Consider the following 20,762-nt stretch of genomic DNA (forward strand, 5'->3'; position numbering starts at 1 on the left):
GCGAGCAGGGGCGCGGGGAACTGCGCGCTGCGGGAGTCGCACGTCAGCGTGGTCGCGGGATGGTGCAGGTCACTGTCCTGTGCCGCGATCCGGCTGTGCGTGCTCGGTCGGCCGCGCAGTTCCCCGCGCCCCTGGCGGTGCGCTCCCTGGCCTGCGCTCGCTACACGCTGAGCGAGCGCAGGGCGGCTTCGTGGAGGACGCCGTTGGTGGCGACCGCGTCCGCGCCGGTGGGGCCGTCGATGCCGTCGAGGCCGGTGAAGCGGCCGCCGGCCTCCTGGACGATGATGCAGGGGGCGGCCATGTCCCAGAGGGAGAGCTCGGGTTCGGCGGCGATGTCGACGGCGCCCTCGGCGACCATCATGTAGGACCAGAAGTCGCCGAAGGCGCGGGTGCGCCAGCAGATCCGGGTGAGGTCGAGGAAGGCGTCGAGGCGGGCGCGCTCCTCCCAGCCGCTGAGGGAGGAGAAGGAGAGCGAGGCGTCGGCGAGCCGGGAGACCTTGGAGACGTGGATGCGCTGGGCCTTGGCGAGGCTGCGCCCGGCGAACGCGCCGAGGCCCTTCGCGGCCCACCAGCGGCGTCCGAGCGCCGGGGCGGAGACGATGCCGACGACCGGGACGTGCTCGCCGTCGGGCTGCTCCTCCAGCAGGGCGACCAGGGTCGCCCAGACCGGGACGCCGCGGACGTAGTTCTTGGTGCCGTCGATCGGGTCGATCACCCAGCGGCGCGGCCCGGACCCCTGCAGGCCGTACTCCTCGCCGAGCACCGCGTCGCGCGGGCGGGCCCGCTGCAGGACGGAGCGGACGAGTTCCTCGGCGGCCTTGTCGGCGTCGCTGACCGGGGTCAGGTCCGGCTTGGTCTCGATCTTGAGGTCGAGCGCGCGGAAGCGCTCCATCGTGATCGAGTCGGCCGAGTCGGCGAGGACGTGGGCGAGTCGGAGGTCGTCGTGGTAATCGGCCATGCACGGAACCCTAGCGGACTCAGTGTCCCGAGCCGCTGAGCTGCAGACCGATCACCCCGGCGATGACCAGGGAGACGGAGACCAGCTTCAGGGTGGAGGAGGACTCGCCGAGGAAGACCATCCCGTACACGGCGGTGCCGGCCGCGCCGATGCCGGTCCACACCGCGTAGGCGCTGCCGACCGGCAGGGACTTCAGGGAGAGGGTGAGCAGGCCGAAGGAGCCCAGCGCGAAGAGCGCGAAGCTGATGGTGGGCCAGAGCTTGGTGAAGCCGTGGCTGAGCTTGAGGTTGACCGCGAATCCCGTTTCCAGCAGACCGGCGAGGATCACCATGGCCCATGCCATCGGGTTGACTCCCTGTCAGGTAGGACGGTGTGACCTTCCTATCGTTACCCAGTGCAGCGGCCCGAGCTACTCGTGATCGCCGGGAATCGACGGGAACCCCGGGCGCCGCTCAGTCCCCCTCGGGGGCCTCGCGGGTGGCCAGCAGGCGGCGCAGCGAGTAGAGCCGGGCCGGGTCGGCGTGGCCGTCGGCGACCCAGGCGTCCAGCGCGCAGTCCGGTTCGTCGTGCGAGCAGGCCCGCGGGCAGTCGACGGTGCCGGGCTCCAGGTCGGGGAAGGCGTGGATGACCCGGGACGGGTCGACGTGGGACAGGCCGAAGGAGCGGAAGCCGGGGGTGTCGATCACCCAGCCGGGGTCGAGCGCCTTCTTCGAGCCGGGCCTGGCGCCGGGCGGCGGCGGCAGCCGCAGGGCCAGCGCGGAGACGGTGGTGTGCCGTCCGCGGCCGGTGACCGCGTTGACCCGGCCGGTGCTGCGCTGCCGGTCCGGGACGAGCGCGTTGACCAGGGTGGTCTTGCCGACGCCGGAGTGCCCGATGAACACGGTGGTCCGCCCCCGCAGGTGCGCCCGGACGGCCTCGGCGCCGACCGTCTCCAGCTCGTCGGCCCGGGTCACCACGTAGTCGATGCCGAGCGCCGCGTACGACTCCAGCAGCTCGTCGGCCGGCGCCAGGTCCGACTTGGTGAGCACCAGCAGCGGTTCCATCCCGGCGTCGTACGCGGCCACCAGGCAGCGGTCGATCAGCCGCGGCCGCGGCTCGGGGTTGGCCAGCGCGGTGACGATGGCCATCTGCTGGGCGTTGGCGACCACGATCCGCTCGTACGGGTCGTCGTCGTCCGCGGTGCGGCGCAGCACCGAGCTGCGCTCCTCGACCCGGACGATCCGGGCCAGGGTGTCCGGCTCGCCGGACAGGTCGCCGACCACGCTGACGGTGTCGCCGACGACGACGCCCTTGCGGCCCAGTTCGCGGGCCTTCATGGCGACGACCTGGCGCTCGTCCTTCGTGCCGCCGTCGACCAGGCAGGTCATCCGGCCCCGGTCCACGGTGAGGATCATCGCCTCGGCGGCGTCCTCGTGCTTGGGCCGGATCCGGGTGCGGGGGCGGGAGCCCCGGCGGCCCGGGCGGCTGCGGATGTCGTCCTCGTCGGCGTTCTTGTCGTAGCGGCGCATGCTGCCCTTCCCCCGTCAGCCCTGGCCGAGGAGGTCGGCCCACATCTGCGGGAAGTCCGGCAGGGTCTTGGCCGTGGTCGCCACGTTCTCCACCAGCACGCCGTCGACGGCCAGGCCCAGGACGGCGGCGGCGGTGGCCAGCCGGTGGTCCTCGTAGGTGTGGAAGACGCCGCCGTGCAGCGGGCGGGGCCGGATCCGCAGGCCGTCCCCGGTCTCCGAGACGTCGCCGCCCAGGGCGTTGATCTCCCGGGCCAGCGCGGCCAGCCGGTCGGTCTCGTGCAGGCGCAGGTGCGCGATGCCGTACAGGTGCGACTCGGAGTCGGCCAGCGCCGCCACCGCGGCGATCACCGGGGTCAGCTCGCCGACGTCGTGCAGGTCGGCCTCGATCCCGTGGATCTTGCCGGTGCCGGTGAACTCCAGCCCCTCGTCGGTGAATTCGCAGGAACCGCCCATCGCGGTGTAGATCTCGCGCAGCTGGTCGCCCGGCTGGTACGTGTGCTTCGGCCAGTCCCGGACGGTCACCCGGCCGCCGGTGGCCAGCGCCGCCGCGAAGAACGGGGCCGCGTTCGACAGGTCCGGCTCGACCACCAGGTCGCGGCCGATCAGCGCGCCCGGGGTGACCCGCCAGACGTCCTTCTCGCCGCCGTCCTCCGGCGCGTCGACCTGGCCGCCCGCCTTGCGGATCATGTCCACGGTCATCCGGATGTGCGGCAGCGAGGGCACCGACCCGCCGGTGTTGCGGATCTCCACGCCGTGGTTGAACCGGGCGCCGGAGAGCAGCAGCGCCGAGATGAACTGCGAGGAGGACGAGGCGTCCACCTCCACCGCGCCGCCGTCCAGCCCGCCCGTGCCGTGCACGGTCAGCGGGAAGCCGCCGCGGCCGCCGTCCTCGATCCGGGCGCCCAGCGCACGCAGCGCGTCGATCACGCCGTGCTGCGGACGCTCGTGGCTGCGCGGGTCGCCGTCGAAGTGGACCGGGCCGTCGGCGAGGGTGGCCAGCGGCGGCAGGAAGCGCATCACCGTCCCCGCGTTGCCCACGTCCACCCGGGCCGGGCCGAGCAGCCGCTCGGCCGGGATGACCCGCCACGCCTCGCCGCCGCCGGTGCCGCCGGACGCCGCGTTCACCGTCTCCTCGACCGTCACGCCCAGGGCCCGCAGGCCGTCCGCCATCAGCTGCGAGTCGCGGCTGCGCAGCGGGCGGCGCACCCAGCCCGGGCCGTCCGCGAGGGCGGCCAGCACCAGCGCGCGGTTGGTCGCGGACTTCGAGCCGGGGATGGTCACGGTCGCGTCCACGGCGGCGGTGGCGACGGGAGCGGGCCACAGGGAGTCGGTCATGGCGCCAAGTCTATGAGGCGCGGCGCCGCTACCGGGGCAGCAGCCAGGCCGCCCCGAGCCCCAGGCAGGCCAGCGCCACCGCCAGGAACGCCAGCACCCACAGCGCCCCCGGCACGCCCGTCAGCCGCGCCAGCTGGTCGGCGTCCGAGCCGGGCGCGCCGCCGCGCCGCCGGGTCACCCACAGCTCCAGCATCGGGCGGACCCCCGCCAGCAGCAGGAACCACACCCCCAGGTAGGCGAACGCCCCCTGCCATTCGGCCGTGCCGTACCGGGACACCGCGACGAACGCCCCGCCGGTCACCAGCACCGCCGCCACCCCGAACAGGTTGCGCAGCGTCAGCAGCATCGCCGCCAGCAGCGCGGTGCCGATCCACAGCAGCGCGGTGGTCCGGCCCGCCGCGAGCAGCGCCGCCCCGCCCAGGCCCAGCAGCGAGGGCGCCGGGTACCCGGCCGCGGCGGTCAGCACCATGCCCGGACCGGTCGGCCGCCCGGAGGAGACGGTCAGCCCCGAGGTGTCCGAGTGCAGCCGGATGCCCGACAGCCGCCGCCTGGTCAGCAGCGCGGTCAGCCCGTGCCCGCCCTCGTGCGCGATCGTCACCACCGTGCGGCTCCACGCCCACACCGGGCGCACCGCCACCGCCAGCAGCGCCACCGCCGCCGTGCCCCACACCAGCCAGTGCGGGGGGTCCGGCTGCACGGCCGTCGCCCGCTCCCACAGCCCCACGAAGTCCATCGCCGCCGACCTCCGCTCGCCGTCGCCTCCCCTGCCCGGGGCGGGCAGCCTCCCACGGAAGGACGGGCCCGCGGTAGCCGCTGGTTCTGCTCCGCCGCGCTCTGGCAAGCTGGGCGCCATGTGCGGACGCTTCGCCTCCTCCACCGACCCCGCCGAACTGGTCCGCCTCTTCGGCGTCCGGCAGTGGGACCCGGCCGAGACGATCGCCCCCAGCTGGAACGTCGCCCCCACCGCGCGGACCTACGCCGTCCTCGACCGCGCCCCGCGGGGGCAGCGCCGCCCCGTGCGCCAACTGCACGTCCTGCGCTGGGGACTGGTGCCCGGCTGGGCGAGCAGCCCCGACACCGCGGTCAAGATGATCAACGCCCGGGCGGAGACCGTCCACGAGAAGCCCGCCTACCGCCAGGCCTACGCCTCCCGGCGCTGCCTGATACCCGTCGACGGCTACTACGAGTGGCAGACCGCCCCCACCGACGACCTCTCCCGCCCGCCGCGCCGCCCCTACTTCGTGCACCGCGCCGACGGCGCTCCGCTCGCCCTCGCCGGGCTGTACGAGTTCTGGCGCGACCGCGGGCTCCCCGGCGACCACCCCGACGCCTGGCTGGTCACCTGCACCGTCGTCACCACCGCCGCCGAACCGCTGCTGGCCCCCGTCCACGAGCGGATGCCGCTCTACCTGGGCCCCGACCGCTGGGACGCCTGGCTCGACCCGCACGCCGAGACCGCCGACCTCACCCCGCCCCCGCCCGGCGACCTGCGCATCCACGCCGTCCCCGACGAGGTCGGCAGCATCCGCAACAACCACCCGGGCCTGACCCGCCCGCTCACCGAGGACGACCTCACCACGCTGTTCTGAGACCGGGCGGGGAGCCGGGGCGGGGCCTGGTCCTCTATACGCTCGGCGCCATGCAGCGGATCGTCGACACCCCCGCCGGGGACGCCCGGCTCCACCACTTCCGGGCCGCCCGTCCCCGGGCGCTCCTGCTCCTCGGGCACGGCGCGGGCGGCGGCGTCGAGGCGCCGGACCTGCAGGCGCTCGCGGCGGCGCTCCCGGCGGCCGGGGTCAGCGTGGTGCTGGCCGAGCAGCCCTGGCGGGTGGCCGGGCGCAGGCTCGCCCCCGCCCCGGCCGCGCTCGACGCCGGGTGGCCCGCGCAGTTCGCCGCCGCTGCCGAGGAGGGCCTGCCGGTGTACGCGGGCGGGCGCAGCGCTGGCGCCCGGGTCGCCTGCCGGACCTCCGCGGCCCTCGGCGCGGCGGGCGTCCTCGCGCTGGCCTTCCCGCTGCACCCGCCGGGCAGGCCGGAGAAGGCCCGGTCCGCCGAACTGCTCGACACCGGCCTGCCCACGCTGGTGGTCCAGGGCGGGGCCGACACCTTCGGCACCCCGGCCGAGTTCCCCGCCCTCCCCGCCACCCACCGCCTGGTGGAGGTCCCGCACGCCTCGCACGGCTTCAAGGTCCCCAAGCGGGCCCCGCTGACCCAGGAGGCCGCCCTGGACCTGGTGGTCGCCGCGGTCACCGACTGGATCGTGCGGCCGGGCGGGTGAGTTGCGCCTCGTGGCCGGAGCCGGGGAATGTCCGGGCGGCGGGCGGGGTTGCACGAGTCGTCAGAACATGCCCCCGGTGGAAAGGCAGCGTCCATGGGTTCGATCGCGTGCCGCGAGCGGCCGGAAGAGCGGGCTGCGCAGTCTGCGCTCCTGCCGGACTGGTCGGAGTGGGTTGTCGCGGGCGAGAAGCCGGTCAGCCCGATATCCTCGCTTGCGGGTCGGCCCGAGGTGGGCCGTGTGCGGGTTTCCGAGGAGGTGGGTCCGGTCGTCGGGACGGATGACGCGGCCGTGTCGGGCGCTGCCGGCGCCGACCAGGGCCGTCCGGAGGGCGAACAGCTCACCGGCGACGAACTGGCCGAGGCGATCGGTGAGGACACCTTCCGGGTGTCCGAGAACGAGAGCGAGGAGGCCAGGCGCGAGCGCTTCGAGCGCGACGCGCTCGGCTACCTGGACCCGATGTACTCGGCGGCGTTGCGGATGACCCGCAACCCGGCCGACGCGGAGGACCTGCTCCAGGAGGCGTTCGCCAAGGCGTACGCGTCGTTCCACCAGTTCCGCGAGGGAACCAACCTCAAGGCCTGGCTGTACCGCATCCTCACCAACACGTTCATCAACTCGTACCGCAAGAAGCAGCGCGAACCCCAGCGCACCGCGGCCGAGGAGATCGAGGACTGGCAGCTGGCGCGTGCCGAGTCGCACATGTCGACCGGCCTGCGGTCGGCCGAGGCGCAGGCGCTCGACCACCTGCCGGACAGCGACGTGAAGGACGCGCTGCAGGCGATCCCGGAGGAGTTCCGGATCGCGGTGTACCTCGCGGACGTCGAGGGCTTTGCGTACAAGGAGATCGCGGACATCATGGGTACACCCATCGGTACGGTGATGTCCCGACTGCACCGTGGTCGCCGTCAGTTGCGCGGCATGCTGGAGGACTACGCCCGCGAGCGGGGGCTGGTCCCGGCCGGTACCGGTGCAGGGCAGGAAGCGAAGGGCGCGGGCTCATGAGCTGCGGAGATCCGCACGAGACCGAGTGCGGTGAGGTGCTCGACCACCTCTACGAATTCCTCGACAACGAGATGGCCGAGGGCGACTGCGCCAAGCTGCGGGTGCACTTCGACGAGTGCTCGCCGTGCTTGGAGAAGTACGGCCTGGAGCAGGCGATCAAGGCGCTGATCAAGCGTTCCTGCGGCTGCGACGACACGCCGACCGACCTGCGGGCGAAGGTGCTGGCCCGGATCGACTCGATCCGCACCCAGCGCTCGGGGGAGGTGGACACCTCGGTGATCGAGGTGTCCGCGGTGAGCGTGGAGGTGACGGTCGAGGGGGCGGCCGAGCACGGCTCGGCGGTCGCGACCGCCGAGTAGCGCTCACTCGATCGGGTGAGCTGCCGCTGCTCCGGCTGCGGTGATGCGCGATCGTGCGCCGCGTCCGTCCGGGCGGGCCCTATTCTCTGACGAGTCCTCACGTCGGAGGGCCCGGGACGGGCGGGGGAGGCCGAGATCGCCAGCGAGAGCGAACGCGAGCGCCGCGCCGTCCTGCCGGGGCGGGCCGTGGGCTACCTGGCCGCCGTGCTGGTGGCCGCGTTCGCGGTGCTGCTGCCGCTGGCCGTGACCGGACCGCGGTGGGACTGGCCGCGGATCGGGCTGCTGGCCCTGCTGCACATGTGCCTGGAGTCGCTGGCCCAGGGCGCCCGCACCCCGTGCGCCCGGTTCTGGCGCCGACTGCGCGGCCGCGGCGTCGACGAGGGCGCGGCCGACCCGCGGGGGAGCGGCTTCTTCCCGGTGCTGTTCGCGGGCGTGCTGATGCTGCCGCCCGCCGCGGCGGCGCTGGTCGCGCTGCCGGGGGCGCTGCTCGGGCCCGCCGCGCACCCCCGCGGGCTGCGCCGGGTGTGGAACGGCGCCCAGCTGGCGCTGGCTGCGGCCGCCGCCGCGGAGGTGTTCCGGCTGCTGGGCGGGGTCCGACTGCTGCTCGGCACCCGCTTCCCCGGGGCGGCGCTCGGCGCGCTGGTGGCGATCCTGACGTTCTGCCTGGTCAACGGCGCCCTGGTGGCCGGGATGGTCCGGCTGAGCTGCGGCACGGCGGGCCCGGGCGTGCTGCACGGGCTGCGCCGGGCCGCGCCCGCGGCGCTGCTGCACGGCGCGGGCGGGCTGATGATCGCGGTGCTGTGGCAGGGCCCGTACGGGGCGTTCGCCGCGGTGCTCGGGCTGCTGCCGCTGACCATCACCGCCTGGCTGTCCGCGCAGGGCCACCGCGAGCGGGCCGCGCACCGGGCCACCGTGCAGGCGCTGGTGCAGGCGGTGGAGATCAAGGACGCGTACACCCGCGGCCACAGCGAACGGGTCGGCCGGGCCTCGGTGCTGATCGCCCGCCAGCTCGGCCTGGCCGAGGACCGGGTGCGCACCCTGCACTTCGCCGGGACGCTGCACGACGTCGGCAAGCTCGCCGTGGCCACCGAACTGCTGCGCCGCAACGGGCCGTTGACCGACGCGGAGCGGCGCGCGGTGGAGGTCCACCCGGTGTTCGGGCACGAGCTGGTGCGGCAGCTGGACTTCCTCGGCGAGGGCCGGGACGGCATCCTGCACCACCACGAGCGGATGGACGGCCGCGGCTACCCGTACGGGCTGGCGGGGGAGCGGATCCCCGAGTTCGCCCGGATCATCTCGGTCGCCGACGCCTTCGACTCGATGACCTCGACCCGGTCCTACCGGCGCGGCCGGCCCGTCCCGGAGGCGGTGGCCGAGCTGGAGCGGTGCGCGGGCAGCCAGTTCGACCCGGTGATGGTCACGGCGCTGGTCGAGGCCGTCGCCGAGCACGGCTGGCAGCCCGAGCCGCCGCCGCCCGGCGGCTGGGACGGCGAGGTGCCCGACATCCCGCTGGGCGTGCCCGAACCGGCCCGGCTGCCGCAGCAGTCCGGCACCGGTCTGCCGACCGGGGGAGCGGCGTGATCACCCGCCGCCGCCCCGTCCCGGCCGACCTGCTGCTGGGCGCGGCCGTCGCGCTCGGCGCCGCGGGCCTGCTGCACGCCCTGCTCGACGGCGTCGCCCAGCGGGGCGTGGCGCTGGCCTTCGCCGGGCTGGTCGCGCTCGGCCAGTGCGCCGGACCCGCGCTGCCCGGCGACCGCGAACCCGCGCCGGTCGCCACCGCCGTCGCGCTGGCGTACGCGCTGCTCGGGCCGCTGCACGGGCTGCCCACCACGCACGGGGCGCTGCAGGTGGTGGCCGTCGCCGCGGGCGGCACGCTGGTCGGCCTGGCGGTGCAGCGCGCCGGGCAGGCGGCGCTGGCCGCGGCCCGCCGCCGCCCGCGCCGCCCGCGGCCCGGGGCGCCCCGTCCGGCCGGGCGGCCGTGGGCGCGGACCGTTTCGACCGGGGCGGCCGGGCAGCCCTTCGACGCGGCGGCCCGACGGCTGGTGACCGTCGGCTTCGCCGCGCTGCTGTTCCAGCCGCTGTACGACGCGGGCGTCACCGACCGGCTGCCCGGCCCCGCGTACGGGGGACTGCTGGCGGGGGTGGCGGCGCTGGCGGCACTGGCCGACGCGGTGCTGGCGGCCACCCAGCAGTGCACCCGGACCGGGCTGCGGTACGCCGCCGCGCTGGACGACCAGCTGCACGCGCTGCTCGGCATCGGTTCGGCGCAGGTCGCCACCGGGCTGCTGCTGAGCCTGCTCGCCGGGGAGGCCGGGCTGTGGGCGCTGCCGGTGTTCTGCCTGCCGCTGCTGCTGGCGCAGGCCTCGTTCCGGCGGGCGGTCGCGGTCCGGGCCACCACCGGGCAGACCATCGAGACGCTGGCCAGGGCCACCGAGATCGCCGGGTACACCACCCCCGGGCACGCCCGCCGGGTCGCCGACACGGCGTGCGCGCTGGGGCGCGAACTCGGGCTCGGCAGCCGGGAACTGACGCTGCTGGAGTACGCCGCGCTGATGCACGACATCGGGCAGCTGTCGCTGGTCGAACCGGTGCCGGGCGGGGCGACGGCGCTGCTGCCGGACGCCGAGCAGCAGCGGATCGCCCGGCTGGGCAGCGAGGTGATCCAGCGCACCGGGGTGCCCCGGCAGGTGTGGCAGCAGGTCGCCCGGCTGGCCGACCCGTGCCGCCTCGCCGACGGCCGCCACGACCCGACGCTGCCGCTGGCCTCCCGGATCATCCGGGTCGCCAACGCCCACGACGACCTGCGCACCGCCGCCGCCGACCGCCCCCGGGCGGGCGCCCTGGACCCGCTGGAGCACCTGCGGCTGGACGCCGGGCACGGCTACGACCCGGTGGTGCTGGACGCGCTGGCCCGGCTCGGCCGCCGCGGGCACCGGGCGGCCCGCGGTCCGGCGGGCCACTGCCGCCCGGCGGCCTGAATGGCCGCGCGGGGCGCGCGGCCGGGGGCGGGCGTGGTTGGATGCGGTCGTGGCGGGAAGACCCGGAGGCGGGGCGACCCGGTGACGACCGACGGCAAGGGACCAACGTGAGGATCTTCCACCGCGCACGGCACCGTCCGTCGGCGACCTGGCGGCAGACCACCGACCGTGCGTTCACGCTGATCGGCGACGGCCGCTACGAGGACGCCGGGGCGCTGCTGGTGATGGCCGCGGACCTGGAGCCGTGGCTGTCCGACTCCTGGTTCAACCTGGCCCTGCTGCACAAGTTCCGCCGCGACTGGGAGCAGGCCCGCTCGGCCGGCCTGCGCGCCGTCGCGCTGCTCGACCGCCAGCACGGCGCCCCGGACTGGTGGAACCTCGGCATCACCGCCACCGCCCTGCAGGACTGGCCGCTGGCCCGCCGCGCCTGGCAGGCGTACGGGCTGCGGCTGCCCGGCGGGCCCGCGCTGGACGGGCCGATCGAGCTCGACCTCGGCACCACCCCGGTGCGGCTGTCCCCGGACGGCGAGTCCGAGGTGGTGTGGGGGCGGCGGCTGGACCCGGCCCGGGTCGAGGTGCTGTCCATCCCGCTGCCGTCCTCCGGCCGCCGCTGGGGCGAGGTGGTGCTGCACGACGGCGCCCCGCACGGCGAGCGGGTCGCCGACGGCGTCGCCTACCCGGTCTTCGACGAGATCGAGCTGTGGGCGCCCTCGCCGGTGCCGACCTGGGTGGTGCTGCTGCAGGCCGCCACCGCCGCGGACCGCGACGCGCTGGAGAAGACGGTCGCCGACGCCGGGTACGCGGCGGAGGACTGGACGTCCTCGGTGCGGCTGCTGTGCCGCACCTGTTCGGAGTCCCGGATGGCGATCGACGACGGCCACACCGCCCACCACGACCCGCACGACGACGGCGACCCGCTGCACCCCGGCCACCTCAGCCACCTCAGCCAGGGCTCGGCGGGCGGCCCCTGGCAGGTCGAGCGGGAGTGCGGGATCGCCGCGCCCGCGGGCCTGGTCCGGGCGCTGCTGGAGCGCTGGGTCGCGGCCTCCCCGGCGACCCGCGCCTACCGGGACCTCGAAGAGGTCTGCTGACCCCGGGGCGCCCGGGCGGGCGCCCCGGGCCGGGCCGCGCCCCGTACCCTGGACCGGTACACCAGGCGGATGCGGACGAAAGCGGAACCGAGCGATGGCCGAGCACCACGACCACGAGCACGACCACGGACACGACCACGCGCACGAGGACACCAAGCCCCAGCGGGTGGTCGGCGAGGAGCCGGACCTGTCCAAGGGCACCGCGCGGCCGATCACCGTGGTCGGCAACCCGGTGCTGCACCGCGAGGTGAGGACCGTCACCGCCTTCGACGCCGAGCTGTCCGCGCTGATCGACGACATGTTCCAGTCGATGTACGCGGCCGAGGGCGTGGGCCTGGCCGCCAACCAGATCGGCGTGGACCTGAAGGTGTTCGTCTACGACTGCCCCGACGACGAGGGCGTCCGGCACATCGGGCACGTGGTCAACCCGGTGCTGGAGGAGCTCCCGGCCGGGCGCCGGGTGCTGGACGACGGCCAGGAGGGCTGCCTGTCCGTCCCGACCGCGTACCAGGAGCTGGCCCGCCCCGACTACGCGGCCGTCACCGGCCAGGACAAGGACGGCAACCCGATCCGGGTCGAGGGCACCGGCTTCTTCGCCCGCTGCCTGCAGCACGAGACCGACCACCTGTACGGATACCTGTACATCGACCGGCTCTCCAAGCGCGACCGCAAGGACGCGCTGCGGCAGATGGCCGAGGGCACCCCCAAGTACGCGACCGTCCCGAACGACTGACCGGACGCCGGGGGCCGCGGACGGCCGCGGCCCCCGGCGCGCCGTGCTCAGGCCGGTTCGACGATCATCCAGGCGACCAGCGAGGCGTCGCCCGGCGCGCCCTGGACGGTGAACGAGCTGCCCGGGGTGCGGTCGGCCACCCAGACCGCGCCGGTGGTGGTGCCGCCCGGCTGCTGGACCGTCAGCAGGATCCGGCTGTTCGCGGTCACCGCGGTGGTGGCGACCTGGGCCCGGCCGCCGGAGAGCGTGACGGTGCCGAGCCGGGCGTTCGCCCCCTCCCGCACCCGCAGGCCCTGGCCCAGGGCGACCTGGCCGGTGGCGCGGTCCACGGACAGCGGGGCGTCCAGCACGTTGCCCGCGTCGTCGTGGCGCAGCAGTCGCAGGTCGGAGCCGCTGTTGCCGCCGGACTCCGGGGCGGAGTCCACCCGCAGCGTCCAGCGCGGGGCCGCGCCGCGGGACCAGAACTGCACGTCCCGGTCGGTGCCCTTGGCGCCGTTGACCACGTGGGTGTCGGAGCGGTCCTGCTGCCAGCCGCCGCCGGCCGGGCCGAGGTCGGTGATGCCGGTGGCGCCGCTGTGCCGCACCACCGCCGCGGCCTGGTCGCGGAAGGGCCGCACGGTGCCCATGAACTGGCCGCCGGTCACCGTCACCAGGTGGTAGGAGGCCAGCAGCGAGGCGCTGACGCCGTACGCGGGCGAGCGGGTGCCGGCGCCGTCGTCGTCGACGCCGGTGTACACCGAGCAGCCGGTCAGCAGCGCGCCGCCGCCCGGTGCCAGCGGGACGCCCGGGGCGGCGGGGGTGCCGGCGACCGAGAAGCCCGCGGAGCCCGCCCCGTCCAGCCGCCCGTCCCGCTTGGCCAGGCAGCCCAGCAGTTGCACCGGGTGGGACCCGGCGGCGGTGAGCAGGTGGTAGCCGTCCCGGCCGGAGCGGTCGGTGAAGCAGCCGGCCAGCACCAGGGAGGCGCAGGTGCCGGTGACCAGGTAGCCGTGCTCGCGGTTCCACTCCGAGCGGCAGCCGGTCAGCACCACCGCGTTCGGGGAGGCCAGCAGGAAGCCGCTGCCGTCGTTGCCCTGCGCGTAGCACTCGTGCAGGTCGGCGTCGAGCAGGCCGTTGGGGGCGGCGAAGCCGTGGCCGCCGTTGGTGGAGGACACCACCTGGTGGAACTGCAGGCCGCCCGCGCCCAGCGAGGTGACGCCGTTGCCGGTGAAGTGCCAGGCGGTGACGTGCTCCATCGCCACGTCGCGGGCGTCCGCGGCCAGCAGGACGCCGTCGATCGGGCCGCCCGCCGCGTTGCTGCGCTGCTGCCCGTTCAGGGCCAGGCCGCTCAGCCGGGGGCCGCCGCCCAGCGCCGAGCCCTCGTAGCCGGGCCGGGCGTCCGGCGGGCGGTTGACGGTGATCAGCGCCGAGCCGGTGAAGCCGGGCCCGGGGAAGAGGTGGGAGGCGGTCATCCCGGTGCGCGGCGCGAAGTGCGGGGCCCAGTCGCCGCGCAGCGTGACGCCCTTGGCCAGCACCAGCGGGCGGCTGAGCAGGTAGGTGCCGGGCGGGAAGTACACCGTCGAGCCCTGGCCGCCCGCGTCGATCGCGGCCTGCACCGCGGCGGTGTCGTCGCTCGTGCCGTCGCCCCTGGCCCCGTAGTCGGCCCGGACGTCCAGCCAGCCGCCGGACGGTGCGGCGCTGACGGTGAGGTCGCCGCCGGACGGCACGGCGGCCTCCGCGGTGCCGGTCGCCGCCACCGCGGAGGCGGCGATCGAGCCGATCAGGAAAGTACGTCGTGAGTTCTGCACCCGCGGCAGTATCGCAGCGCCCCCCGACCGGCGGAGGGTATTCGAACGAATCGGCGGTGCGGGTGAAGTCCGCTGCCGGGCGGGGCCGTTGGGAACGCCGGAGGGCCGCACCCCCGCGGGGTGCGGCCCTCCGGCGGGCGGCCTAGAAGTCGTCGTCGAAGGAGACCGAGCCCTCGACGGCGACCTGGTAGGCGGAGACCCGGCGCTCGAAGAAGTTGGTCAGCTCCTGGACGTTCTGCAGCTCCATGAAGCCGAACGGGTTGGTGGAGCCGTACCGGACCGGGAGGCCGAGGCGGGCGAGGCGCTGGTCGGCGACCGCCTGCAGGTACTCGCGCATCGACTCGGTGTTCATGCCGGGCAGGCCGTCGCCGCACAGGTCGCGGGCGAACTGGAGCTCGGCCTCGACGGCCTCCTCCAGCATCTCGGTGACCTGCCGGGCCATCTTGTCGTCGAAGAGGTCGGGCTCCTCCTCGCGGACGGTGTCGACCACGGAGAACGCGAAGTCCATGTGCATCGACTCGTCGCGGAACACCCAGTTGGTGCCGGTCGCCAGGCCGTGCAGCAGGCCGCGGCTGCGGAACCAGTACACGTACGCGAACGCGCCGTAGAAGAACAGGCCCTCGACGCAGGCCGCGAAGCAGATCAGGTTGAGCAGGAAGGCCCGGCGGTCCTCCTTGCTCTGCAGCGACTCGATGTGGTCGACCGCGTTCATGTACTTGAAGCAGAACTGGGCCTTCTGCGCGATGGAGGGGATGTTCTCCACCGCCGCGAAGGCCGCGTTGCGGTCCTCCGGGTCGGGCAGGTAGGTGTCCAGCAGCGTCAGGTAGAACTGGACGTGCACGGCCTCCTCGAACAGCTGCCGCGACAGGTAGAGGCGGGCCTCGGGGGAGTTGATGTGCTTGTAGAGGCTCAGCACCACGTTGTTCGCGACGATCGAGTCACCGGTGGCGAAGAACGCGACCAGCCGTCCGATCATGTGCCGCTCGCCCTCGGAGAGCTTGGCGAGGTCGGCGACGTCGGAGTGCAGGTCCACCTCCTCCACGGTCCAGGTGTTCTTGATCGCGTCCCGGTACCGGTCGTAGAACGACGGGTAGCGCATCGGACGCAGCGTCAGCTCGAAGCCCGGGTCGAGCAGCATCTTCTTCTGGTCTTCGGTGCTCATTACTGGCAGGCCTCGCAGGACTCGGGGTTCTCCAGCGAGCAGGCGATGGCGTCCTGCTCGGCCTGGGAGAGGGAGGGGGTCTGCACCGGGACGGGGGCGGCGGTGCGGGCGGCTCCGGACGCGGCCTGGGCGATCCGGGTCGCCGGGCGGGAGCGCAGGTAGTAGGTGGTCTTCAGACCGACCTTCCAGGCGTACGCGTACATCGAGGAGAGCTTGCCGATGGTCGGCGCCGCCATGAACAGGTTCAGCGACTGGCTCTGGTCGATGTACGGCTGCCGGGCGGCGGCCAGGTCGATCAGCGCACGCTGCGGCAGCTCCCACGCGGTGCGGTACAGCGAACGGACGTCCTCGGGCAGCCACTTGAAGTCCTGCACCGAGCCGTTGGCGTCGCGCAGCGCGTCCCGGGTGGTCTGGTCCCAGACGCCCAGCTCCTTGAGCTCGCGCACCAGGTACGGGTTGACCTGGAGGAACTCGCCGGAGAGGGTCTCGCGCTTGAACAGGTTGGAGACCTGCGGCTCGATGCACTCGTACACGCCCGCGATGGACGCGATGGTCGCAGTCGGGGCGATCGCCAGCAGCAGCGAGTTGCGCAGGCCGACCTCGGCGATCCGGGCGCGCAGCGCGTCCCAGCGCTCGGTCCACTGCGGGTTCGCGGAGCCGAAGTGGTCGACGTGCAGCTGGCCGCGGGCGGCGCGGGTCTCGCCGTACGCCTCGTGGCGGCCGAACTGCTCGGCCAGGTCGGCGGAGCGCTCGTACGCGGTGAGCATGATGCGCTCGGCGATCAGGGTGGAGAGGGTCTTCGCCTCGGCGGAGTCGAAGTCGATCCGCAGCTGGAAGAAGACGTCCTGCAGGCCCATCACGCCCAGGCCGACCGGGCGCCAGCGGGAGTTGGACGTCCCGGCCTCGGTGGTCGGGTAGAAGTTGATGTCGATCACGCGGTCGAGGAAGGTCACCGCGGTGCGGACGGTGGCGTCCAGGCGGTCCCAGTCCATCGCGTTCAGCAGGTCGGCGGCGGTGGCGCCGGGGGCGACGTGCGCGCCCAGGTTGACCGAGCCGAGGTTGCAGACCGCGGTCTCGGAGTCGTCGGTGACCTCCAGGATCTCGGTGCACAGGTTCGAGGAGTGCACCGTGCGGCCCGGCAACGCGGTCTGGTTGGCGGCCCGGTTGGAGGCGTCCTTGAAGGTCATCCAGCCGTTGCCGGTCTGCGCCAGGGTGCGCATCATCCGGGCGTACAGGGTCTGCGCGGGGATGGTGCGCACCGCCTTGCCCGCCAGCTCGGCCTTCACGTACGCCTCGTCGAACTCGGCGCCCCACAGGTCGACCAGCTCCGGCACGTCCGCCGGGGAGAACAGCGACCAGTCGGCGTTGGCGTTCACCCGGCGCATGAACTCGTCCGGGATCCAGTGCGCCAGGTTCAGGTTGTGGGTGCGCCGGGCCTCCTCGCCGGTGTTGTCGCGGAGCTCCAGGAACTCCTCGATGTCGGCGTGCCAGGTCTCCAGGTACACGCAGGCCGCGCCCTTGCGCCGGCCGCCCTGGTTGACCGCCGCCACGGAGGAGTCCAGGGTGCGCAGGAACGGCACGATGCCGTTCGACTTGCCGTTGGTGCCGCGGATCAGCGAACCGCGCGAGCGGATCCGCGAGTAGGACAGGCCGATGCCGCCGGCGTGCTTGGAGAGCCGGGCGATCTGGGCGTACCGGTTGTAGATCGAGTCCAGGTTGTCCAGCGGCGAGTCCAGCAGGTAGCAGGAGGACATCTGCGGGTGCCGGGTGCCGGAGTTGAACAGCGTCGGCGAGCTGGTCAGGTACTCCAGCCGGCTCATCAGGGTGTACAGCTCGGCGACCTCGCGCACCGACTCCTCGGTGGTGCCGACCGCCAGGCCCGCCGCCACGCGGAGCAGGAAGTGCTGCGGGGTCTCGACGACCTTGCGGGTGATCGGGTGGCGCAGCAGGTAGCGGGACTGCACGGTGCGCAGGCCGAAGTACTCGAAGCGGTCGTCGCCCGCCTCGTCCACCAGCGAGTCGAACAGCGCGGCGTGCTCGGCCACGAACGCGGCGGTGGCGTCGCCGATCAGGCCCTCGGCGTGGCCCACGGCCACCGAGGAGGAGAACGAGGTGACGTGCTGGGTGGCGGCCTCGTCGCGGATCTCCAGCGCCAGCAGGCGGGCGGCCAGCTTCGAGTACTGCGGGTCCTCGGCGATCATCGACGCGGCGGCCTCCACGGCCAGCCCGCGCAGTTCGGCGAAGTCCGAACCGGCGTGGCGGCCGCGCAGCGCGGCGGCGGCGACGTGGCCGGGGTCCACCTGGGGGAGGTCGGTGCTGCGGTCGGTGAGCAGCCGCAGCAACGCCGCACCGGGGTCGGTGAAGGCGTCGGCGGATCCCTGGGACGGCAGGGTGACTGAGGCGGCGACGGTCAAGGCGCACTCTCTCCTGTGGCGGCGGCGGACGTGGCTCTCGGGTGTCCGGCACCGCACGCGGCCAGGGGGAGGCGGCACGAAGGAACGACAACGCGTTCCGGCGCGCGAAAGACCCACCCCCGGTCCGCCCGCGAGACCGGACGGCAAAGCTGTGCTGCATGGCGTCTGCGGGGATGCCGTGTCGCACACCGTCGGCAGGTCCTCGGACTGCGCGGGCGTCGCTGCAGCCCGCTCACCGTTGCGGGGCAGCCCCGGATTCTCACCGGGTTCCCCTGCGTCGACAGCGAGAGTGAGCATACATGTAGTGGCGGCTGGAGCTGGAAGCACCAGATGTAGTAGCGCGTGTCGCGCCGGCGGCGCCGCGCGTAGACAACGGAAACGGGCCGCACGGCTCCTGAGGGACCGTCGGCACCGCGCCCGGCACTGTCTGCGGCGGCCCCGCCGCAGCGGACGGCCGAGGGGGAGAACGGGGAACGGGGCGGGGATGTTTCCGATCGGCCGGAGAAAGACCGGGAAGCCCGCCGGGGGCGGGCGCGTCCGGGCCGGGTGCGTCCGGTGCGGGTCAGAACCGCATCGTGTAGACCAGCAGGTCCGTCCCCGGGGCCGCCGACCAGTCCCGCTCGGGGGCGCGGACGAAACCCAGGGCGTGGTAGATCCGGTGCGCGGCGGTCATCGTCGGGCGGGTGGAGAAGGCCATCCCGGCCAGCCCCAGCTCCCGGCTGCGGCCGACCGCCGCCGTCACCAGCGCCCGGCCCACGCCGCGGCCGCGGGCCGCCGCGCCGACCGCGAGCATCCGGATCTCGCCCTCGCCGGGCCGGGCGACGTCCGCCCACGCGGTGCCGCCCGGGGCGAAGGTCACGCAGCCGAGCACGGCTTGGGCGCCGTCGACGGCGACCAGGAGCTCGGCCTCCCGGTTGCGACGGGCGGCGTCGCGCAGGAGGTCGACGTACGGCGAGTCGGGGCGGGTGTGGCCGTCGCCGACGAAGGCCTCGACGCTGACCTCCCCGGCTCCGGCGAGGTCGCGGTCGAGGGCGCGGCGGACGATCGGGAGCTGCATCCGGCCAGTGTGCCGGACGGGCGGCGGCGCGGGTCCGCCAGGTCGGGGTCGAACGAGTAGCCGGTGGGACGGTGCGCGTTGTCGCGGCCGTGGCGGCCGTTGCGGTCCAGGTCGCGGCCGACCAGGACGCCGAGGAGTCCGAAACTGCCGATGAGGCCCAGCAGGGCGAGCGCGGTGGTCATGCCTCCACTGTGCTGCGGCCGGGCGGCCGGAACGAGTGGCAGGAACGCACCATTGCCACGAAATCCTGCCACTGCCATGCTGGCGGGATGCGTATGCTGAACAACGTCGCCGTCGTGGTGCTGGAGGAGATCCACCCCTTCGAACTGGGCGTGGCCTGCGAGGTGTTCGGGCTGGACCGGAGCGAGTCCGGCCTGCCGGTCTACGACTTCGCCCTGGTCGGCGACCGCCCCGGACCGATGCGCACCCACGCGGGCTTCACCGTCGACGTCCCGCACGGCCCCGAACGGATCGCCGCGGCCGACCTGGTGATCACCACCGCCACCGGCATCCGCGCGCACTACCCCGAGGAGATCTGCGAGGCGCTGCGGGCCGCCCACGACCGCGGCGCCCACCTGCTGTCGATCTGCTCCGGCAGCTTCCTGCTCGGCGCGGCCGGACTGCTCGACGGCCGCCGCTGCACCACCCACTGGCGCTACGCCGCGCTGATGGCCGAGCGCTTCCCGCTGACCACCGTCGAACCCGACGTGCTGTACGTCGACGACCACCCCGTCATCACCTCGGCCGGCACCGCCGCGGGCATCGACGCCTGCCTGCACCTGGTCCGCAAGGTGCAGGGCGCCGAGGTCGCCCGGGAGATCGCCCGCCGGATGGTGGTCGCCCCGCACCGGGACGGCGGCCAGGCCCAGTTCATCAACCGCCCGCTGCCCGAGGCCGACGGCGAGTCGCTGGCCGGGGTGCTGGAGTGGATGCGCCGCCACCTCGACCGGGACACCGGCGTCGAGCAGCTCGCCCGGCTCGCCCACATGTCGCCGCGCACCTTCGCCCGCCGCTTCCGGCAGGAGACCGGCACCACCCCGCACCGCTGGCTCACCGGCCAGCGGGTGCTGCTCGCCCAGCGCCTGCTGGAGTCCACCACGCAGAGCGTGGACGCGGTCGCCGCCCGGTGCGGCTTCGGCAACGCCGCCGCGCTGCGCCACCACTTCGGCCGCCGGCTCGGCACCACCCCGCAGGCCTACCGGCGGGCGTTCGGCGGCCCGCGGACCGCCGAACGGAGCCTGGACGCCTGACCACCGGAGCGGCGGCCGCGCGGGCGCTCAGGCCGACAGGTGGCCGGTCTGGTTCCAGCCGTCCGGGCGCAGCCGCCCCTCGCGGGCCCGCCAGAGGCTGGTGGAGCAGTTCGCGACCGGGTCCAGCGCCAGCAGCTCCTGCTCGTCGAGGCGGTCCAGCACGTGCCGCAGCATCAGCACCGTGCAGTCGTGCGCGACCACCAGCACCGGCCGCCCGGCCTCCTCCTCGCCCAGGTCGCGCAGCAGGTCGCGGACCCGCAGGGCCACGTCCAGCCAGGACTCGCCGCCCGGCGGCCGGTAGTACAGCTCGCCCATCCGCCGCCGCCGCTCGGCCTCCGCCGGGTGGTCGCGCTCGATCGCGGCCTTGGTGAGCATCTCCAGCACGCCCAGCTCGCGGTCGCGCAGCCGCTCGTCGTAGCGGACGGTCAGCCCCACCGGCACGGCGCCCAGCCCGGACGCCTGGGCCAGTGCGATCCGGGCGGTCTCCACGGTGCGCAGGTACGGGGAGCACCACACCGAGCGGGGCCGGTCGGCGGGCGGCCGCCCCGCCCACCAGCGGCCCAGGTCGCGGGCCTGGTCCTGGCCGTGCAGGGAGAGCGGGATGTCGGCGTCCCGGCAGGTGATCGGGACGGACAGCGCGCCGTTGGCGTCCGCGTGCCGGAACTCCACGTTGGCGGTCGACTCGCCGTGCCGGGTGGCGATCAGCACGGAGGGCAGCCGCCCGGCTCTCTCCGGCTGTTCGGCCTCGGGGCGGTGCCCGTTGCGTACCGTGGTGAGGTCGGTCATGGCGGTGCTCCCCGTGGTCGGTGCGTGCGGTGGGTGTCGTCTCTCCCGGTCTCTCCGGCGAACAGCACGT

18 protein-coding genes, 1 pseudogene and 1 riboswitch are annotated in these 20,762 nt (G+C 74.5%); of the genes and pseudogenes, 9 read left to right on the top strand and 10 right to left on the bottom strand.

Annotated features, from left to right (window positions below; genetic code table 11):
- Nucleotides 1–160 precede the first annotated feature (160 nt).
- From hisN to QSK52_RS06825, 5 genes are all read right to left on the bottom strand, one after another.
- Nucleotides 161–958, bottom strand: coding sequence for a histidinol-phosphatase (hisN, locus tag QSK52_RS06805; protein ID WP_285734700.1), 798 nt, complete (start codon nt 956–958; stop codon nt 161–163).
- Nucleotides 959–977: 19 nt separating this feature from the next.
- A complete protein-coding gene (locus QSK52_RS06810; RefSeq protein WP_033251477.1) occupies nt 978–1,301 on the bottom strand; it encodes a DMT family transporter in 324 nt (107 codons plus the stop codon).
- Nucleotides 1,302–1,410: 109 nt separating this feature from the next.
- Nucleotides 1,411–2,466 carry a ribosome small subunit-dependent GTPase A gene (gene rsgA, locus QSK52_RS06815; RefSeq protein WP_285734702.1) on the bottom strand — a complete coding sequence of 352 codons (1,056 nt, stop codon included), beginning with the start codon at nt 2,464–2,466 and terminating at the stop codon, nt 1,411–1,413.
- Nucleotides 2,467–2,481: 15 nt separating this feature from the next.
- A complete protein-coding gene (gene aroA, locus QSK52_RS06820) occupies nt 2,482–3,801 on the bottom strand; it encodes a 3-phosphoshikimate 1-carboxyvinyltransferase (protein WP_285734706.1) in 1,320 nt (439 codons plus the stop codon).
- Between the two features lie 28 nt (nt 3,802–3,829).
- Entirely contained in the window at nt 3,830–4,534 is a 705-nt protein-coding gene (locus QSK52_RS06825) for a M50 family metallopeptidase (RefSeq protein WP_285734708.1), read from the bottom strand.
- Between the two features lie 118 nt (nt 4,535–4,652).
- Here QSK52_RS06825 and QSK52_RS06830 point away from each other — a divergent pair, with 118 nt between their 5' ends.
- The 8 genes and pseudogenes from QSK52_RS06830 to def all read left to right on the top strand — a co-directional run.
- Nucleotides 4,653–5,390 carry an SOS response-associated peptidase gene (locus QSK52_RS06830; protein WP_285734710.1) on the top strand — a complete coding sequence of 246 codons (738 nt, stop codon included), beginning with the start codon at nt 4,653–4,655 and terminating at the stop codon, nt 5,388–5,390.
- A 50-nt stretch (nt 5,391–5,440) separates the two neighbouring features.
- Nucleotides 5,441–6,076 (top strand): alpha/beta hydrolase family protein, encoded by a 636-nt coding sequence (locus tag QSK52_RS06835; protein WP_285734712.1) that lies wholly within the window; start codon nt 5,441–5,443, stop codon nt 6,074–6,076.
- Between the two features lie 288 nt (nt 6,077–6,364).
- Entirely contained in the window at nt 6,365–7,078 is a 714-nt protein-coding gene (locus QSK52_RS06840) for a sigma-70 family RNA polymerase sigma factor (protein ID WP_100836424.1), read from the top strand.
- A complete protein-coding gene (gene rsrA, locus QSK52_RS06845) occupies nt 7,075–7,437 on the top strand; it encodes a mycothiol system anti-sigma-R factor (protein ID WP_285734717.1) in 363 nt (120 codons plus the stop codon). The genes QSK52_RS06840 and rsrA overlap by 4 nt, the downstream gene beginning before the upstream one ends.
- A 186-nt stretch (nt 7,438–7,623) precedes the next feature.
- Nucleotides 7,624–9,018 (top strand): HD-GYP domain-containing protein, encoded by a 1,395-nt coding sequence (locus tag QSK52_RS06850; RefSeq protein WP_285734719.1) that lies wholly within the window; start codon nt 7,624–7,626, stop codon nt 9,016–9,018.
- Entirely contained in the window at nt 9,015–10,415 is a 1,401-nt protein-coding gene (locus QSK52_RS06855) for an HD-GYP domain-containing protein (protein ID WP_352230274.1), read from the top strand. Before QSK52_RS06850 ends, QSK52_RS06855 begins: the two co-directional genes overlap by 4 nt.
- A 107-nt stretch (nt 10,416–10,522) precedes the next feature.
- Complete coding sequence (locus tag QSK52_RS06860) at nt 10,523–11,506, top strand: tetratricopeptide repeat protein (protein ID WP_285734721.1); 984 nt, start codon at nt 10,523–10,525, stop codon at nt 11,504–11,506.
- Between the two features lie 196 nt (nt 11,507–11,702).
- Nucleotides 11,703–12,239, top strand: a pseudogene (gene def / locus QSK52_RS06865) (peptide deformylase); the annotation flags it as partial.
- A gap of 47 nt (nt 12,240–12,286) precedes the next feature.
- On the opposite strand, the gene QSK52_RS06870 reads toward def, so the two are convergent.
- The 4 genes from QSK52_RS06870 to QSK52_RS06885 all read right to left on the bottom strand — a co-directional run bounded on the left by QSK52_RS06870 (nt 12,287) and on the right by QSK52_RS06885 (nt 18,656).
- Nucleotides 12,287–14,023 carry a glycoside hydrolase family 55 protein gene (locus tag QSK52_RS06870; RefSeq protein WP_285734723.1) on the bottom strand — a complete coding sequence of 579 codons (1,737 nt, stop codon included), beginning with the start codon at nt 14,021–14,023 and terminating at the stop codon, nt 12,287–12,289.
- Nucleotides 14,024–14,165: 142 nt separating this feature from the next.
- Nucleotides 14,166–15,185, bottom strand: a complete 1,020-nt coding sequence (locus tag QSK52_RS06875; RefSeq protein WP_285734725.1) for a ribonucleotide-diphosphate reductase subunit beta — start codon at nt 15,183–15,185, stop codon at nt 14,166–14,168.
- The gene (locus tag QSK52_RS06880) at nt 15,185–17,599 is read right to left on the bottom strand and encodes a ribonucleoside-diphosphate reductase subunit alpha (RefSeq protein ID WP_285734727.1); all 2,415 of its coding nucleotides are present in this window, start codon (nt 17,597–17,599) and stop codon (nt 15,185–15,187) included. Before QSK52_RS06880 ends, QSK52_RS06875 begins: the two co-directional genes overlap by 1 nt.
- Nucleotides 17,600–17,775: 176 nt before the next feature.
- Nucleotides 17,776–17,902: riboswitch (cobalamin riboswitch) on the bottom strand.
- A 259-nt stretch (nt 17,903–18,161) separates the two neighbouring features.
- Nucleotides 18,162–18,656: a GNAT family N-acetyltransferase gene (locus QSK52_RS06885; RefSeq protein WP_285734729.1), complete on the bottom strand. Its 495-nt coding sequence runs from the start codon at nt 18,654–18,656 to the stop codon at nt 18,162–18,164.
- Between the two features lie 275 nt (nt 18,657–18,931).
- Here QSK52_RS06885 and QSK52_RS06890 point away from each other — a divergent pair, with 275 nt between their 5' ends.
- Nucleotides 18,932–19,906 carry a helix-turn-helix domain-containing protein gene (locus tag QSK52_RS06890; RefSeq protein ID WP_285735091.1) on the top strand — a complete coding sequence of 325 codons (975 nt, stop codon included), beginning with the start codon at nt 18,932–18,934 and terminating at the stop codon, nt 19,904–19,906.
- A 27-nt stretch (nt 19,907–19,933) separates the two neighbouring features.
- Here the strand turns inward: QSK52_RS06890 and QSK52_RS06895 are convergent, their stop codons facing one another.
- Entirely contained in the window at nt 19,934–20,692 is a 759-nt protein-coding gene (locus tag QSK52_RS06895) for a histidine phosphatase family protein (RefSeq protein ID WP_285734731.1), read from the bottom strand.
- Nucleotides 20,693–20,762: the final 70 nt, after the last annotated feature.

This window comes from Kitasatospora phosalacinea, from assembly GCF_030268885.1.
In the GTDB taxonomy this organism is placed as follows: domain Bacteria; phylum Actinomycetota; class Actinomycetes; order Streptomycetales; family Streptomycetaceae; genus Kitasatospora; species Kitasatospora phosalacinea_C.